This is a genomic window from Erwinia sp. MMLR14_017, assembly GCF_033657285.1.
Classification (GTDB): Bacteria; Pseudomonadota; Gammaproteobacteria; order Enterobacterales; family Enterobacteriaceae; genus Erwinia.
On the sequence record NZ_JAWVWP010000013.1, the window covers coordinates 75,244 to 88,554 of the forward strand.

At 54.2% G+C, this 13,311-nt stretch carries 15 protein-coding genes; 10 read left to right on the forward strand and 5 right to left on the reverse strand.

Annotated features, from left to right (window positions below; all coding sequences use genetic code 11):
* Positions 1-54 precede the first annotated feature (54 nt).
* On the reverse strand, positions 55-996 hold the full coding sequence (locus SD961_RS18730; protein WP_318791845.1) for a divergent polysaccharide deacetylase family protein: 942 nt from the start codon (positions 994-996) through the stop codon (positions 55-57).
* 3 nt (positions 997-999) lie between these two features.
* A complete protein-coding gene (gene envC, locus SD961_RS18735; RefSeq protein ID WP_318791846.1) occupies positions 1,000-2,307 on the reverse strand; it encodes a murein hydrolase activator EnvC in 1,308 nt (435 codons plus the stop codon).
* Positions 2,308-2,635: 328 nt separating this feature from the next.
* Between envC and SD961_RS18740 the strand changes: the two genes are divergently transcribed.
* From SD961_RS18740 to cysE, 5 genes are all read left to right on the forward strand, one after another.
* A complete protein-coding gene (locus SD961_RS18740; protein ID WP_318791847.1) occupies positions 2,636-3,067 on the forward strand; it encodes a rhodanese-like domain-containing protein in 432 nt (143 codons plus the stop codon).
* A 14-nt stretch (positions 3,068-3,081) separates the two neighbouring features.
* Positions 3,082-3,333 carry a glutaredoxin 3 gene (grxC, locus tag SD961_RS18745; RefSeq protein ID WP_318791848.1) on the forward strand — a complete coding sequence of 84 codons (252 nt, stop codon included), beginning with the start codon at positions 3,082-3,084 and terminating at the stop codon, positions 3,331-3,333.
* A 49-nt stretch (positions 3,334-3,382) separates the two neighbouring features.
* Entirely contained in the window at positions 3,383-3,847 is a 465-nt protein-coding gene (secB, locus tag SD961_RS18750) for a protein-export chaperone SecB (RefSeq protein WP_318791849.1), read from the forward strand.
* Positions 3,847-4,866 (forward strand): NAD(P)H-dependent glycerol-3-phosphate dehydrogenase, encoded by a 1,020-nt coding sequence (gene gpsA, locus SD961_RS18755; protein ID WP_318791850.1) that lies wholly within the window; start codon positions 3,847-3,849, stop codon positions 4,864-4,866. Before secB ends, gpsA begins: the two co-directional genes overlap by 1 nt.
* Before the next feature lie 66 nt (positions 4,867-4,932).
* Positions 4,933-5,754: a serine O-acetyltransferase gene (cysE, locus tag SD961_RS18760; protein ID WP_318791851.1), complete on the forward strand. Its 822-nt coding sequence runs from the start codon at positions 4,933-4,935 to the stop codon at positions 5,752-5,754.
* A 3-nt stretch (positions 5,755-5,757) separates the two neighbouring features.
* Here the strand turns inward: cysE and trmL are convergent, their stop codons facing one another.
* Genes trmL through cpxR form a run of 3 tightly spaced genes read right to left on the reverse strand, consistent with a single transcriptional unit; the run spans position 5,758 to position 8,346 of the window.
* Positions 5,758-6,231 carry a tRNA (uridine(34)/cytosine(34)/5-carboxymethylaminomethyluridine(34)-2'-O)-methyltransferase TrmL gene (trmL, locus tag SD961_RS18765; protein WP_318791852.1) on the reverse strand — a complete coding sequence of 158 codons (474 nt, stop codon included), beginning with the start codon at positions 6,229-6,231 and terminating at the stop codon, positions 5,758-5,760.
* A gap of 43 nt (positions 6,232-6,274) precedes the next feature.
* Positions 6,275-7,651 (reverse strand): envelope stress sensor histidine kinase CpxA, encoded by a 1,377-nt coding sequence (cpxA, locus tag SD961_RS18770; protein ID WP_318791853.1) that lies wholly within the window; start codon positions 7,649-7,651, stop codon positions 6,275-6,277.
* Positions 7,648-8,346 (reverse strand): envelope stress response regulator transcription factor CpxR, encoded by a 699-nt coding sequence (gene cpxR, locus SD961_RS18775; protein WP_306209070.1) that lies wholly within the window; start codon positions 8,344-8,346, stop codon positions 7,648-7,650. The genes cpxA and cpxR overlap by 4 nt, the downstream gene beginning before the upstream one ends.
* 151 nt (positions 8,347-8,497) lie before the next feature.
* On the opposite strand from cpxR, the gene cpxP reads away from it, so the two are divergent.
* The 5 genes from cpxP to SD961_RS18800 all read left to right on the forward strand — a co-directional run bounded on the left by cpxP (position 8,498) and on the right by SD961_RS18800 (position 13,311).
* Positions 8,498-9,007: a cell-envelope stress modulator CpxP gene (gene cpxP / locus SD961_RS18780; RefSeq protein WP_318791854.1), complete on the forward strand. Its 510-nt coding sequence runs from the start codon at positions 8,498-8,500 to the stop codon at positions 9,005-9,007.
* A gap of 119 nt (positions 9,008-9,126) precedes the next feature.
* Positions 9,127-10,029, forward strand: a complete 903-nt coding sequence (fieF, locus tag SD961_RS18785) for a CDF family cation-efflux transporter FieF (protein WP_318791855.1) — start codon at positions 9,127-9,129, stop codon at positions 10,027-10,029.
* A gap of 210 nt (positions 10,030-10,239) precedes the next feature.
* Positions 10,240-11,202 (forward strand): 6-phosphofructokinase, encoded by a 963-nt coding sequence (gene pfkA, locus SD961_RS18790; protein ID WP_306209019.1) that lies wholly within the window; start codon positions 10,240-10,242, stop codon positions 11,200-11,202.
* A gap of 143 nt (positions 11,203-11,345) precedes the next feature.
* Positions 11,346-12,338, forward strand: a complete 993-nt coding sequence (locus SD961_RS18795; protein ID WP_318791856.1) for a sulfate ABC transporter substrate-binding protein — start codon at positions 11,346-11,348, stop codon at positions 12,336-12,338.
* Positions 12,339-12,528: 190 nt separating this feature from the next.
* On the forward strand, positions 12,529-13,311 hold the full coding sequence (locus tag SD961_RS18800; protein WP_318791857.1) for a CDP-diacylglycerol diphosphatase: 783 nt from the start codon (positions 12,529-12,531) through the stop codon (positions 13,309-13,311).

Below are 13,311 nucleotides of genomic sequence, written 5' to 3' on the forward strand. Positions count from 1 at the left end.
GGCTGCGACTCAAGTGATGACGCCCCTAACGGAGTCAGGGGCGATGCAAAAAGATTAAGGTTGAGAGCCGATACTCAGCTTCAACCCGCTGAAGTTTGTTTCGATATAACGCATACCAGCGCTGTCGCCGATGCTTTCTGCCACCACGCCTAACGCGCGGGTTGCCGGAACGGGTTGCAGCGTAACCGGACAGCTCTTCACGCCCCGGAACGGATTGCGCGGCTTAGCAGCGGGTAACGGTTTCTCAGCAGGCAGCGGTCTGTGATTGCTGCTTTGCGGCTCGTTCAGCAGCTGGCTGGGACGAACCAGCGTGATATCCGCCGGAAGCGTTGGCAGCATCTGCTGTAAAACCCGCACCGTGGTCGGATGAGGGTGGCCAATGGCGATGGCTGAACCGTCCCGCTGCGCCAGGCGCACGGCGCGAGTAAACTGTTTGCGGATATCGGCTTCGTTCTGCGTGTCGTCCAGGAAGACGCGGCGTTTGATCACCCTGACGCTGGTGCCGTCAGCCGCACGAGTCGACTGGCTGTTGCCAATGGTCATGCTGTCCAGGAAGTAGAAATTATAGTGATTCAGTATCTGCATCACTTTTTGCATCCCGGAGAGGCTGGAGGTCATGGCGCTGCCCATATGGTTATTCAGACCAACAGCATAGGGTACATCCGCTACTGCCTGCCGGATTATGCGCTCTATTTCCGCGCTGGACATATCTGGACGCAGGGTGTCCTTCTCCAGCGGCTGTTTGCTGAGCGGTGCCATAGGGAGATGGATAAGCACCTCATGCCCGCGCTGATGCGCTTTAGTGGCCATTTCACGCGCGTGGGGCGCATTAGGGAGCACGGCGACAGAAATGGTTGCCGGCATCTGCAACACCTGGTTTTCCTGCGTGGGTCGATAGCCAAAATCATCAATGACGATAGAGAGTTTGCCTGCGTGTGCTGAACAGGCCATCAGCAGGCCTGCCAGCACGCCGCTGATTTTGCGAAGCTGTAACAAAAGTTATTTTCCCAACCACGGTAGTGGATTGACGGCCTGTCCCTGGCGTCGGATTTCGAAATAGAGTGAAGGCGTGCCCCGGCCGCCGCTGGTCCCCACCAGGGCGATTGGCTCTCCTGCCTTAACCTGGCTTCCCACGCTCACCAGTGCACTTTGGTTGTAGCCGTAGAGGCTCATATCCCCTTTACCGTGTTCCACCACTACCACCAGTCCGTAACCCTGTAGCCAGTCGGCCATCAGAACCCGGCCATCGGCAATGGCTTTCACTTCGGTGCCTTCAGGCGCGTCAATCACCAGGCCTTTCCAGCGGAGCTCGCCCTGCAGCTGTTCACCAAAGCGATGTTCAATACTGCCCCTTACCGGCCATCGTGCCTGCCCGGAAGGACGTCCCAGGCCACCTGTACGCGCCATTAACGAGCGTTCGCCCTCGGTCGGTTTATAGGTGGTGCCTTTACTTTTCGCCTGTGCCTGACGCTGGCGGACGCGTTCCGCTTCGCGGGCCTCTTTTTCGGCCCTGGCCCGCGCTTCACGTTCCGCTTTGGCAATTTTGTTGCGCAGGCGGCTCTCGTTCTCGCGCATTTCTGCCAGCTGCGCCTGATCTTTTTCCAGGGAGGATTCCAGAGAGGTTAGCGTTTTCTTACGCGCTACACGTGCCCCTTCCAGCTTTTGCTGCTGCGCCTGTTGCTGATCAAGCAGCGATTTTTGCTGAGCCTGTTTCTCCACCAGAGAGGCTTTCTGTGCGGAGAGATCGCTGCGGGTCTTTTTCAGATCGTCTATGGATTTCTGGCGGGCATCATTAAGGTAACCGAAGTAGGCCAGAATGCGCTCGCTGCGCTGGCTCTCTTCGCTGCTCAGGATCAGCTGGACGCCGCTGTGTTGCCCCTGGCGGAATGCCGCATCAAGCTGCTCTGCCAGCAGCTTCTCCTGGCTCTGCTGCTGAGCCTGTAGTTTAGCAATAGAAGCAGTCAGGCCGGCGATCTCTTTATTCAGCCCGGTCAGCACAATCTGCGTTTCACGCAGCTGACGGCTGGCCTGAGCAATGATTTTTTCCTGACTGGTGAGCTGTGCAAGCAGGGCGCTGCGCTGCTGCTTTTGCTGCAAAACGCGTTTCTCTTTCGCAGCAATATCCTGCTGCAGGCTGGAAAGCTGAGATTTATTATCGTCTGCGGCGGAGCTGGCAAAAGGCGACAGCAAAAGGCCAGCGCAAAGCACGCTGGCAGACAAGGTGAACGCGCGGGATCGCAACAGAACGCCTGTGGCCGATCCGTTACCCTGGGTTCGTAAATATGAAACTGTCGCTTTTTCCCTCATAGGGGGCAGATTATTCCACGATGAACAGCAGCTTACCAGCGATCTGTCCCGGGTTTTCCATTTCCAGTGGTGACAGCCTGGCCCGTAACGCCTCACCGCAGAGCTTGACCGGCAGGCAAAAAAAGGGCGGATCTGCACAACAAATGACCGCTCAGGATTGCAGCAGCGGCATGCTGACACGGGCTTTTACACTTAAGACAATTTTTTTTGGGAATCTGCCTCAGAAAACGCAACTCTGGCCGCTTCACGACTGTACATGGCAGCACTGGCAGGTATACTCAGAAGCCTTGTTTTCGCTTATTAACCCTTTCGGGAGTTGTTACCCCTCATGCAAGATATTATGCAGTTCGCAGGCAGCCATACCATTCTTAGTCTGGCGTGGGTTGTCCTGTTGGTTTTAGTGATCGTGACCACCGTTAAGGGCATGTTCTCAAAAGTAAAAACAATCAGCCGTGGTGAAGCAACCCGTCTGATTAATAAAGAAGAAGCCGTAGTGGTTGATGTGCGTGGGCGTGATGACTACCGTAAAGGCCATATCTCTAATGCCATTAACGTTCTGGCAGCGGATATCAAAAAAGGCAGCTTTGGCGAATTAGAGAAACATAAAGCGCAGCCGATCATTGTGGTTTGCGCCAACGGCACCTCCGCAGCAGAGCCGGCAGGCCAGCTTAACGCGGCGGGTTTTGAAAATGTGTATGTACTGAAAGATGGCGTGTCAGGCTGGAGTGGTGAAAACCTGCCGCTGGTGCGTGGTAAATAAACGTGGAGACTGGTATGGCAAACGTTGAGATCTACACCAAAGCAACCTGTCCTTTCTGCCATCGGGCGAAAGCGCTGCTGGATCAGAAAGGCATTACTTATCAGGAGATCCCTATCGATGGCGATGCTGATAAACGCGACGAAATGATCACACGTAGCGGTCGTACCACCGTTCCCCAGATTTTTATTGATTCGCAGCACATAGGTGGCTGTGACGACCTGTTCGCGCTCGATGGCCGACAAGGCCTCGACCCGCTAGTAAAATAAGACGGGCGAGTGGCGCAATAACGGATTATTAACCCATAGGATTACGTACATGTCAGAGCAAAATAACACCGAGATGGCTTTCCAGATCCAGCGTATTTATACCAAGGACATCTCTTTTGAAGCCCCTAACGCACCTCAGGTTTTCCAGAAAGAGTGGGAACCGGAAGTGAAACTGGATCTGGATACCGCTTCCAGCCAGTTGGCAGACGATGTTTACGAAGTGGTGCTGCGCGTAACCGTGACGGCAACCGTTGGCGAAGAGACCGCTTTCCTGTGTGAAGTTCAGCAGGCCGGTATCTTCTCTATCTCTGGTATCGACGGCAACCAGATGGCGCATTGCCTGGGTGCATACTGCCCGAACATCCTGTTCCCGTATGCTCGCGAGTGCATCACCAGCCTGGTTTCACGCGGTACCTTCCCGCAGCTTAACCTGGCTCCGGTGAACTTTGACGCGCTGTTCATGAACTATCTTCAGCAGTCAAACGAAGGTGCCGCTCCTCAGCAGGATGCATAATGCCTCACGTTAACGCCTCAATGAGCGTCCTCGGTGCCGGATCTTACGGCACCGCCTTAGCCATCACGCTGGCCCGTAACGGGCACAACGTGGTGCTGTGGGGACATAACCCACACCATCAGGCACAGCTTCAGGCTGACCGCTGTAATGCGGCTTTCCTGCCCGATGTTCCTTTTCCTGCTTCGCTGAGCCTTGAAACCGATCTGGCTACGGCAATTGCCGCCAGTCGCGATCTGCTGGTGGTGGTTCCCAGTCATGTGTTCGGCGATGTTTTACAGCAAATTAAACCCCATCTTCGCGCTGACTCCCGCATCGTCTGGGCCACTAAAGGTCTGGAGAAAGAAACGGGGCGGCTGCTGCAGGATGTGGCGCGCGAGATCCTGGGGCCAGAGATCCCTCTGGCGGTGATCTCAGGTCCTACATTTGCTAAAGAGTTAGCTGCCGGTCTGCCGACGGCCATTGCGCTGGCAGCCACCGAGACGGAGTTTGCCAACGATCTGCAAACCTTGCTGCACTGCGGCAAAAGCTTCCGCGTTTACAACAACCCGGACTTTATTGGCGTGCAGCTGGGCGGGGCGGTGAAAAACGTCATCGCTATTGGTGCCGGCATTTCAGATGGAATCGGCTTTGGCGCCAACGCCCGTACGGCATTGATTACCCGTGGCCTGGCGGAGATGAGTCGCCTTGGTTCCGCTCTTGGCGCTGACCCAACCACCTTTATGGGGATGGCGGGTTTAGGGGATCTGGTGCTGACCTGTACCGATAATCAGTCACGCAATCGCCGTTTCGGCATGATGCTGGGGCAGGGGATTGATGTGGAAGCTGCGCAAACCACCATTGGTCAGGTAGTGGAAGGTTTCCGAAATACCAAAGAAGTGAAGGCGCTGGCGGCGCGCTGCGGCGTAGAGATGCCGATAACCGAGCAAATATATCAGGTTCTGTATTGCGAAAAAAATGCGCGAGAGGCAGCATTGAGCTTGCTTGGGCGTACAAGGAAAGACGAAAACAGCATCGGCTGAGAAAGGGAAGCGCAGTGATATAGCGCGTGGATGCCCGCGCGTTATTTTTTTGATGGGGAGAGAGCAATGCCGTGTGTAGAACCTGAACTGGTCTGGGATTATATCAAAGCTGAAGCGCGGGCGCTGGCTGACTGCGAACCGATGCTGGCCAGTTTTTATCACGCGACGCTGCTGAAGCATGACGACCTGGGAAGCGCGCTGAGCTATATGCTCGCCAATAAGCTGGCTAATCCAATTATGCCCGCTATCGCCATCCGTGAAATCGTGCAGGAAGCCTATAACCAGGACCCGTCGATGATTCAGTCTGCGGCCTGCGATATCCAGGCTGTGCGACAGCGTGACCCGGCCATTGATAAATACTCCACTCCGCTGCTCTATCTTAAAGGCTTTCATGCCCTGCAGGCTTACCGCATCGGCCACTGGCTGTGGAACCAGGGCCGCCGGGCGCTGGCCGTTTACCTGCAAAATGAAGTCTCCGTCTCTTTCGCCGTTGACATCCATCCCGCAGCTAAAATTGGCCGTGGCATCATGTTGGACCACGCCACCGGGATTGTGGTGGGCGAAACGGCAGTGATCGAAGATGATGTCTCTATTCTTCAGTCGGTAACGCTGGGCGGAACCGGCAAAACCAGCGGCGACCGCCATCCGAAAATTCGGGAAGGGGTGATGATTGGCGCCGGGGCGAAAATTCTTGGCAACATCGAAGTGGGCCGCGGGGCGAAAATTGGCGCAGGCTCGGTTGTGCTGCAGCCCGTGCCGCCGCATACCACCGCTGCTGGCGTACCCGCACGCATCGTGGGCAAACCCAACAGCGATAAGCCCTCAATGGAGATGGATCAACACTTCAACGGAATGGTGCCGGGCTTCGAGTTTGGCGACGGTATCTGATGTTTACGCCTTCACCACTGCGCCAGCATAGCCCAGCTGGCGCCATGCTTCGTACACCACCACGGAAACCGCGTTAGAGAGATTCATGCTGCGGCTGTCGGGCTGCATCGGAATACGGATCTTTTGATCGGCAGGTAACGCATTCAGGATCTCCGCTGGCAAGCCGCGGGTCTCGGGTCCAAACACCAGATAATCACCTTTCTGATAGCTCACTGCGCTGTGCGCAGGTGTGCCTTTCGTCGTTAGCGCAAACAGGCGCTGCGGCGCTTCTGCAGCCAGAAAGGCGGCGTAATCATCATGGTGCCTGAGTGCCGCAAATTCGTGGTAGTCCAGCCCGGCCCGGCGCAGGCGCTTATCGTCCCAGGTAAAGCCCAGCGGGTGGATCAAATGGAGCTGGAAGCCCGTATTGGCGCAAAGACGGATAATATTTCCGGTATTTGGGGGAATTTCAGGTTCAAACAGAACGATATTCAGCATCGACAACGGCCCTCATTAGCGAGGGCCGAAGCATAGCAAATAATTACGCTTTGCTGGAATAGAGCGGTAGCCAGATTGTCAGGCGCAGGCCGCCCAATGGACTGTCATCCGCCTTAACCCAGCCACGATGTTGCTGAATAGCCGTTTCCACAATGGCCAGACCAAGACCCGTACCACCAGATTCGCGATCGCGAGCTTCATCTGTACGATAGAAAGGCCGGAAAATCTGCTCGCGATCCTCAGCGCTTACGCCCGGACCATCATCATCCACATGAATGGTAATCCCCTGTTTATCCACCGAAAAACTCACGGCAATTTTAGAGTAAGAGTAACGCAGCGCGTTGCGCACGATATTCTCCAGGGCGCTGTCCAGCGCGCTGGGGTTACCGTAAAGCGGCCAGGGGCCAGGAGGATAGGGAACCTCCAGCGTTTTACCCATCTGCTCAGCTTCAAACTTCGCATCATCGAGCACGCCCGACCAGAGCTGGTTGGCCTTCATGGCTTCACTGACCAGCGCATTTTTATGCTGCGTGCGTGAAAGCACCAGCAGGTCGTTGATCATGCCATCCAGCCGTTGCGCTTCCATCTCAATGCGCTGTAGCTCTTTGCCCTCACCCTGACGACGACGCATCAGCGCAGTCGCCAGCTGCAGGCGCGTCAGTGGCGTTCGCAGCTCATGGGAGATATCAGAGAGCAGACGCTGCTGACCGGTCATCATCCTCTCCAGAGCGCTGACCATCTGGTTGAAGCTGGCCCCGGCAGCCAGGAACTCCTGCGGCCCCGCTTCCAGTTCCGGACGCTGGCGCAGGTTACCGGCGGCGACATCATCAGCGGCATGCTTGAGTTTACGCGCCGGCTTCGCCAGGCTCCATGCCAGCCAGAGCAGCAGCGGAGAGCTGATGAGCATGGTGACAATCAGCAGCAGCAGCGGACGGTCGAACAGCAGATTGATAAAGTCCAGCTGCGAACTGCCCGCCGGGCGAATCAGGTAAAGCTGATAGTTATCTTCTCCGTCGCGAACGGAGAAGGGGCCGACCATCTCGACACGGCCATACTTCTTTTTCTGCGGATGATCGGCGTTATCGGACTGGCCGATAAAGTTCCTGATCACCTGCATTTCGTTATGCTGCGCGCCAATGACGCGCCCCTCACTGGTCACCAGCAAAAGCCGCTGGCCAGGAGGAGCCCACTTGTCGATAGCGCGAAACAACCTGCGCCACCACATCAGGTCATTGGGCGGGTCCTGCATCAGCTCCGCTTCCACGTGCTGTTCAATCATGGTGCCCTGACGCTGCTCGTTATCCAGCAGCGGCGTCATCTGGCGGGTATCCAGCTTTGGCACCATTAAAACCAGCATCAACACCAGTGCCAGGGTGAGCCAGAATATGGCGAAGATGCGGGTAGTCAGGCTTGAGATCATGTAGCGGAAACCATCAGATAGCCACGGCCACGCAACGTTTTAAACCACGGATGACCATCTTTGCGGTCCGGCAACTTCCGGCGCAGGTTTGAAATATGCATATCGATGGCGCGATCGAACGGCGTTAAGCGTTTGCCAAGGACTTCCTGACTGAGATGTTCACGGGAAACCACCTGTCCCAGGTGCTGGGCAAGCAGATAGAGCAGGGTAAACTCGGTGCCGGTTAAATCCAGCGCCACACCCTCAAAACTCGCCTCCTGACGTCCTGGATTCAGACGCAGGTGATCCACCTCCAGCGTAGGGGAGCTGTTGTCATGTTGCTGCTGCTGTTCACTCCAATTTGAGCGTCGCAAAATAGCGCGTATACGGGCCACCAGTTCGCGATCGTTAAACGGCTTAGGCAAGTAGTCATCTGCGCCCAATTCCAGCCCCAGAACGCGATCTAACTCGCTTCCGCGCGCTGTCAGCATGATGACCGGCGTTTGATGTTGCTGACGTAGCTCTTTCAGGGTGTCGATACCATTTTTTTTCGGCATCATGACGTCCAGCAGCAAGAGGTCGATAGTATTATCTAACAAGGCCAGAGCCTGTTCACCGTCACCGGCTACCAGTACGTCAAACCCTTCCATCTCAAGTAATTCTTTCAGTAGCGAAGTCAATTCGCGGTCATCGTCAACCAACAGGATTTTATTCATTTTTATTGCCCTCCGCAGGCAAAATACCGTGAACGAATGCTGTCATTCCATGACTTTACGTAGTTTTACACCGCCTGACGCATGTTTGCAGCTGGCCCCGTAGACTGGCTCTCGTTGAATCAAAAAGTGGAAACCAACCTGGGAGTTAACGATGCGCAAAGTTACCGCCGTCGTTGTGGTTCCGGCGCTGATACTCAGTTTCTCCGCCGCATGGGCTGCAGAAATGACGACGACTGACGAGATGCATCAGGACAACGCGGCGCCACGCAGTATGGCGCAAATTCCGCAGAGTCACATGTTTGATGGCATCAATCTCACGGAACAGCAGCGTCAACAAATGCGAGATCTGATGCAGCAGGCGCGTCATGAAAGTTCTCCCATAAGTATTAACGATTTAGAGCAACTGCACGAGCTGATTATTGCAGATAAATTTGATGAAACCTCCTATAAAGCGCAGTTAAACAGGATTGCACAGGCGGAAGTGGCACGGCAGGTCGAGATGGCCCGGGTGCGCAACCAGATGTACCACCTGTTAACGCCCGCCCAGCAGGATGTTTTAAATGAGAAACACCAGCAGCGCATGCATAAAATGCGCGAGCTGACGAACATGCAGCAGGCTTCATCGCTGCAGGCAGTGAGTAGTACCGGCAGTAACCAGTAACATAGTATCCCTGTTTTTCCTTGCCATAGACACCATCCCTGTCTTCCCCCGCCATGATGGCGGGGTTTTTTTTGCCTGAAATCCAGTATACTTACGCACTCAACTAAAGGGAGTGCGGCATGGATCAACACTACGCCCGCCTGGTAAACCGGGCAGCGCTGGCGGCAACCACGCTGGCTTCAGTACTGCTGTTGGTGAAGATTTTTGCCTGGTGGTATACCGGTTCGGTCAGCCTGTTAGCGGCGCTTGTCGACTCTCTGGTTGATATCGCTGCGTCCCTGACCAATCTCTTCGTGGTGCGTTACTCTCTTCAGCCTGCCGATGCAGAGCATACTTTTGGGCACGGTAAGGCGGAGTCGCTTGCCGCACTCGCCCAGAGCATGTTTATCTCGGGGTCTGCGCTGTTTCTGTTCCTGACGGGGTTACAACATCTGGCTACGCCCAATGAAATGCGTGCGCCGCTGGTTGGGATAGTGGTCACGCTGATTGCGCTTTTCTCTACGCTGGCGCTGGTGGCTTTTCAGCGATGGGTGGTGAAAAAGACCCGCAGCCTGGCTATTCGCGCCGATATGCTTCATTACCAGTCTGATGTCATCATGAATGGCGCCATTTTGCTGGCGTTAGGTCTCAGCTGGTATGGCTTCAGGCGTGCAGACGCGCTGTTTGCGCTTGGCATCGGCGTCTGGATCTTATACAGCGCGCTGCGGATGGGCTATGAAGCGGTGCAGGCGCTGCTGGACAGAGCGCTGCCCGATGAAGATCGCCAGATGATTATTGATATAGCCGCTAACTGGCCCGGCGTGCAGGGTGCGCACGACGTGCGTACCCGCCAGTCTGGCCCGACCCGGTTTATTCAGCTACATCTTGAAATGGATGATGATCTTCCCCTTTTTCAGGCGCATAAAATGGCCGAAGAGGTAGAAAAAGCGCTCCTGGATCGTTTCCCTGGTTCTGACGTTATCATTCATCAGGATCCCTGTTCGGTCGTACCAGCGGAGCTGGAAAAGGGACTTAAGCTATAATTTTTCCAGTAAATAAAGGAGTTAGCCAAATCATTAGCAAAAACGTGATGGGGCGCAAAAAAAATAGCTGAATGATCGCTGACCTGAATCAATTCAGCCCCCTGGCTTTGATATACTATTGCCATCATTAGTCGGTAAGCTCGCCTTCATGCGTCGACCTTCCACGGCGTCCAGCATTTAACATTCGCATTAACAAGTTCAGAGGTTGTCATGATTAAAAAAATCGGTGTACTGACAAGCGGCGGCGACGCTCCGGGTATGAACGCAGCCATCAGGGGCGTGGTTCGGGCCGCCCTCAGTGAAGGCCTGGAAGTGTGTGGCGTTTATGATGGTTACCTGGGTCTGTACGAAGATCGCATGGCCAACCTGGACCGCTATAGCGTCTCTGACATGATTAACCGCGGCGGCACCTTCCTGGGTTCGGCGCGTTTTCCTGAATTCCGCGAAGAAAGCGTGCGTCAGGTTGCTATCGAGAATATGAAAAAGCGCGGCATTGATGCGCTGGTGGTTATTGGCGGCGACGGTTCCTATATGGGTGCCAAACGCCTGACCGAGATGGGCTTCCCCTGTATCGGCCTGCCGGGCACCATTGATAACGACGTAGCCGGAACGGATTACACCATCGGTTATTTCACGGCCCTTGAAACGGTAGTGGAGGCAATTGACCGCCTGCGTGATACCTCCTCTTCCCACCAGCGTATCTCAATTGTTGAGGTGATGGGGCGCTACTGCGGCGATCTGACTCTGGCCGCAGCGATAGCAGGCGGCTGTGAATTTATCGTCTTACCTGAAATCCCTTATACCCGTGAAGAGTTGGTGGAAGAGATCAAAGCGGGCATCGCTAAGGGTAAAAAGCACGCGATTGTGGCAATTACTGAGCACATTTGCGATATCGATGAGCTGGCTAAGTACATCGAGTCTGAAACCAAACGTGAAACCCGTTCTACCGTACTGGGGCATATTCAGCGCGGCGGCGCACCGGTAGCTTATGACCGCATTCTGGCCTCCCGCATGGGCGCCTACTCCATTGAACTGCTGCTACAGGGCTACGGCGGTCGCTGTGTGGGTATCCAGAATGAGAAAATGGTGCACCACGATATTATTGATGCCATTGAAAACATGAAGCGTCCGTTCAAAGGCGACTGGCTGGATACGGCGAAAAAGCTTTATTAATGACAAACAGGGCGCTGAATGACAGCGCCTTTATTTTGCCTCTCTATATACCCAAAGGTTATTAAAGCTATTTTTTAATTCTTTAAACCGCGAATCACTTTGTGTCACGCTCTCCTACAGCAAAAAAACTTTGGGAGAGTGTGATGAAGAAGTGGAGTGTGGGATTAACCCTGTTACTGGCCTCAACCAGCGTCCTGGCAAAAGATATTCAGCTGCTGAATGTTTCTTACGATCCGACTCGTGAGCTGTATGAACAGTACAACAAAGCCTTCAGCGCGCATTATAAACAGGAAACCGGGGACAATGTGGTCATCCGGCAGTCGCATGGCGGTTCCGGCAAGCAGGCCACCTCCGTGATCAACGGCATTCGTGCTGATGTCGTCACTCTGGCGCTGGAATCTGACGTTGATGCGATTGCTGAGCGCGGTCGTATTGATAAAAACTGGATCAAACGACTTCCTGATAACTCTGCGCCCTATACTTCGACCATCGTCTTCCTGGTACGCAAGGGTAATCCAAAACAGATCCACAACTGGAACGATCTTATCAAGCCGGGCGTTTCGGTGATCACGCCAAATCCTAAAACTTCTGGCGGAGCACGCTGGAACTACCTGGCAGCATGGGGCTGGGCACTGGACCAGAATAATGGCGACCAGGCTAAAGCTCAGGCCTATGTAAAAGCCCTGTTCAAAAATGTGGAAGTGCAGGACTCCGGTGCTCGCGGTGCAACCAACACCTTTGTTGAGCGCGGCCTTGGCGATGTGCTAATCGCCTGGGAAAACGAAGCTTATCTGGCAGTGAACAAGCTGGGTAAAGACAAGTTTGATATCGTAACCCCGGACGAATCGATCCTGGCTGAGCCTACCGTCTCTGTGGTAGATAAAGTGGTGGATGAGCGTGATACCCGTAAAGTGGCCGATGCTTACCTGAAATACCTTTATTCTCCGGAAGGGCAGACTATCGCCGCGCAGAACTATTACCGCCCACGCGATCCGGATATCGCTAAGAAATTTTCCAGCACCTTCGCGCCGGTGAAATTGTTTACCATCGATAATAAATTTGGTGGCTGGACCAAAGCCCAGAAAACCCACTTTGCCGACGGTGGGACTTATGATCAGGTAATGAAACCAGATTAATTCCTTCCTTCAGGGCGGTGAAATAATTACCGCCCGCTTCCCCCTTTTTTAAAATCGACTCCCCTTCGTCACTCTTCCGGATGAAAATAAGTTAAAGCGTAAAAAATGGTCACCGCGATTGATTATTTGACATGATCTTCTTCGGTGGTTCGTTTACATTACGGACAGAGAATAACCAGAGGTTTTGATCATGAAGGGGAGATCGCGTGTCCTGATTGCGGTGGCAATAGCAGGGATAGTACTGACGGCGGGTTGTGCCTCTATAGCCTTGAATTTTAAAAACAATTCAAATGCGCTCTGGAATATTGTCAGTCAAAAATGCTTGCCTAACCAAAATCAAAACAACGATCCAACGCCCTGTCGCAAAGTGGATTTACGAAATGGTTTTGTGGTACTGAAAGATCGTAATGGTCCTCTGCAATATTTACTGATGCCGGTCGAAAAAATTACCGGTATTGAGAGTCCGATCCTGCTTAATCCTTCCACGCCCAATTTTTTTGCTGAAGCCTGGCGTTCACGTCACTATATGGAAGAGAAACGCGGTGCGCCGATAGCGGACAGCGCGGTGGCCGTGACTATCAACTCCCAGCGGGGCAGAACGCAAAATCAGCTGCATATTCATATCTCCTGCCTGCGGCCCGATATTCGCCAGCGTCTGGACAGCATGAGCGCCAGCCTCACCAGCCTCTGGCAGTCTGAACAGTTAGGCGAACATGTTTATCAGGTACGTGCCGTAACGCGTGACGAGACCAAGAAAATGAGCCCGTTTATCCGCATCGCCAGCGAACTACCGGGCGCCCGCGAAGAGATGTACAAATATGGTATCGCCATCGCTGCGCTACCGGATGGTCGCCGTGCGCTGATGGTGATTAAACGGAATCTGCTGTTGATGAACAAAGGCTCTGCTGAAGAGCTGCAGGATCATACCTGCAGCATCCTGAGCCCTTCAAAGACAACGGACGTTGCCCTTTAG

Bases quoted from the DNA above. Each gene is read 5' to 3' on its own strand.
- grxC (WP_318791848.1), top strand. From the start codon at position 3,082: ATGGCAAACGTTGAGATCTACACCAAAGCAACCTGTCCTTTCTGCCAT.
- SD961_RS18795 (WP_318791856.1), top strand. From the start codon at position 11,346: ATGAAGAAGTGGAGTGTGGGATTAACCCTGTTACTGGCCTCAACCAGC.
- SD961_RS18740 (WP_318791847.1), top strand. From the start codon at position 2,636: ATGCAAGATATTATGCAGTTCGCAGGCAGCCATACCATTCTTAGTCTG.
- gpsA (WP_318791850.1), top strand. From the start codon at position 3,847: ATGCCTCACGTTAACGCCTCAATGAGCGTCCTCGGTGCCGGATCTTAC.
- secB (WP_318791849.1), top strand. From the start codon at position 3,383: ATGTCAGAGCAAAATAACACCGAGATGGCTTTCCAGATCCAGCGTATT.
- fieF (WP_318791855.1), top strand. From the start codon at position 9,127: ATGGATCAACACTACGCCCGCCTGGTAAACCGGGCAGCGCTGGCGGCA.
- envC (WP_318791846.1), bottom strand. From the start codon at position 2,307: ATGAGGGAAAAAGCGACAGTTTCATATTTACGAACCCAGGGTAACGGA.
- SD961_RS18800 (WP_318791857.1), top strand. From the start codon at position 12,529: ATGAAGGGGAGATCGCGTGTCCTGATTGCGGTGGCAATAGCAGGGATA.
- trmL (WP_318791852.1), bottom strand. From the start codon at position 6,231: ATGCTGAATATCGTTCTGTTTGAACCTGAAATTCCCCCAAATACCGGA.
- cysE (WP_318791851.1), top strand. From the start codon at position 4,933: ATGCCGTGTGTAGAACCTGAACTGGTCTGGGATTATATCAAAGCTGAA.
- cpxP (WP_318791854.1), top strand. From the start codon at position 8,498: ATGCGCAAAGTTACCGCCGTCGTTGTGGTTCCGGCGCTGATACTCAGT.
- cpxR (WP_306209070.1), bottom strand. From the start codon at position 8,346: ATGAATAAAATCCTGTTGGTTGACGATGACCGCGAATTGACTTCGCTA.
- pfkA (WP_306209019.1), top strand. From the start codon at position 10,240: ATGATTAAAAAAATCGGTGTACTGACAAGCGGCGGCGACGCTCCGGGT.
- cpxA (WP_318791853.1), bottom strand. From the start codon at position 7,651: ATGATCTCAAGCCTGACTACCCGCATCTTCGCCATATTCTGGCTCACC.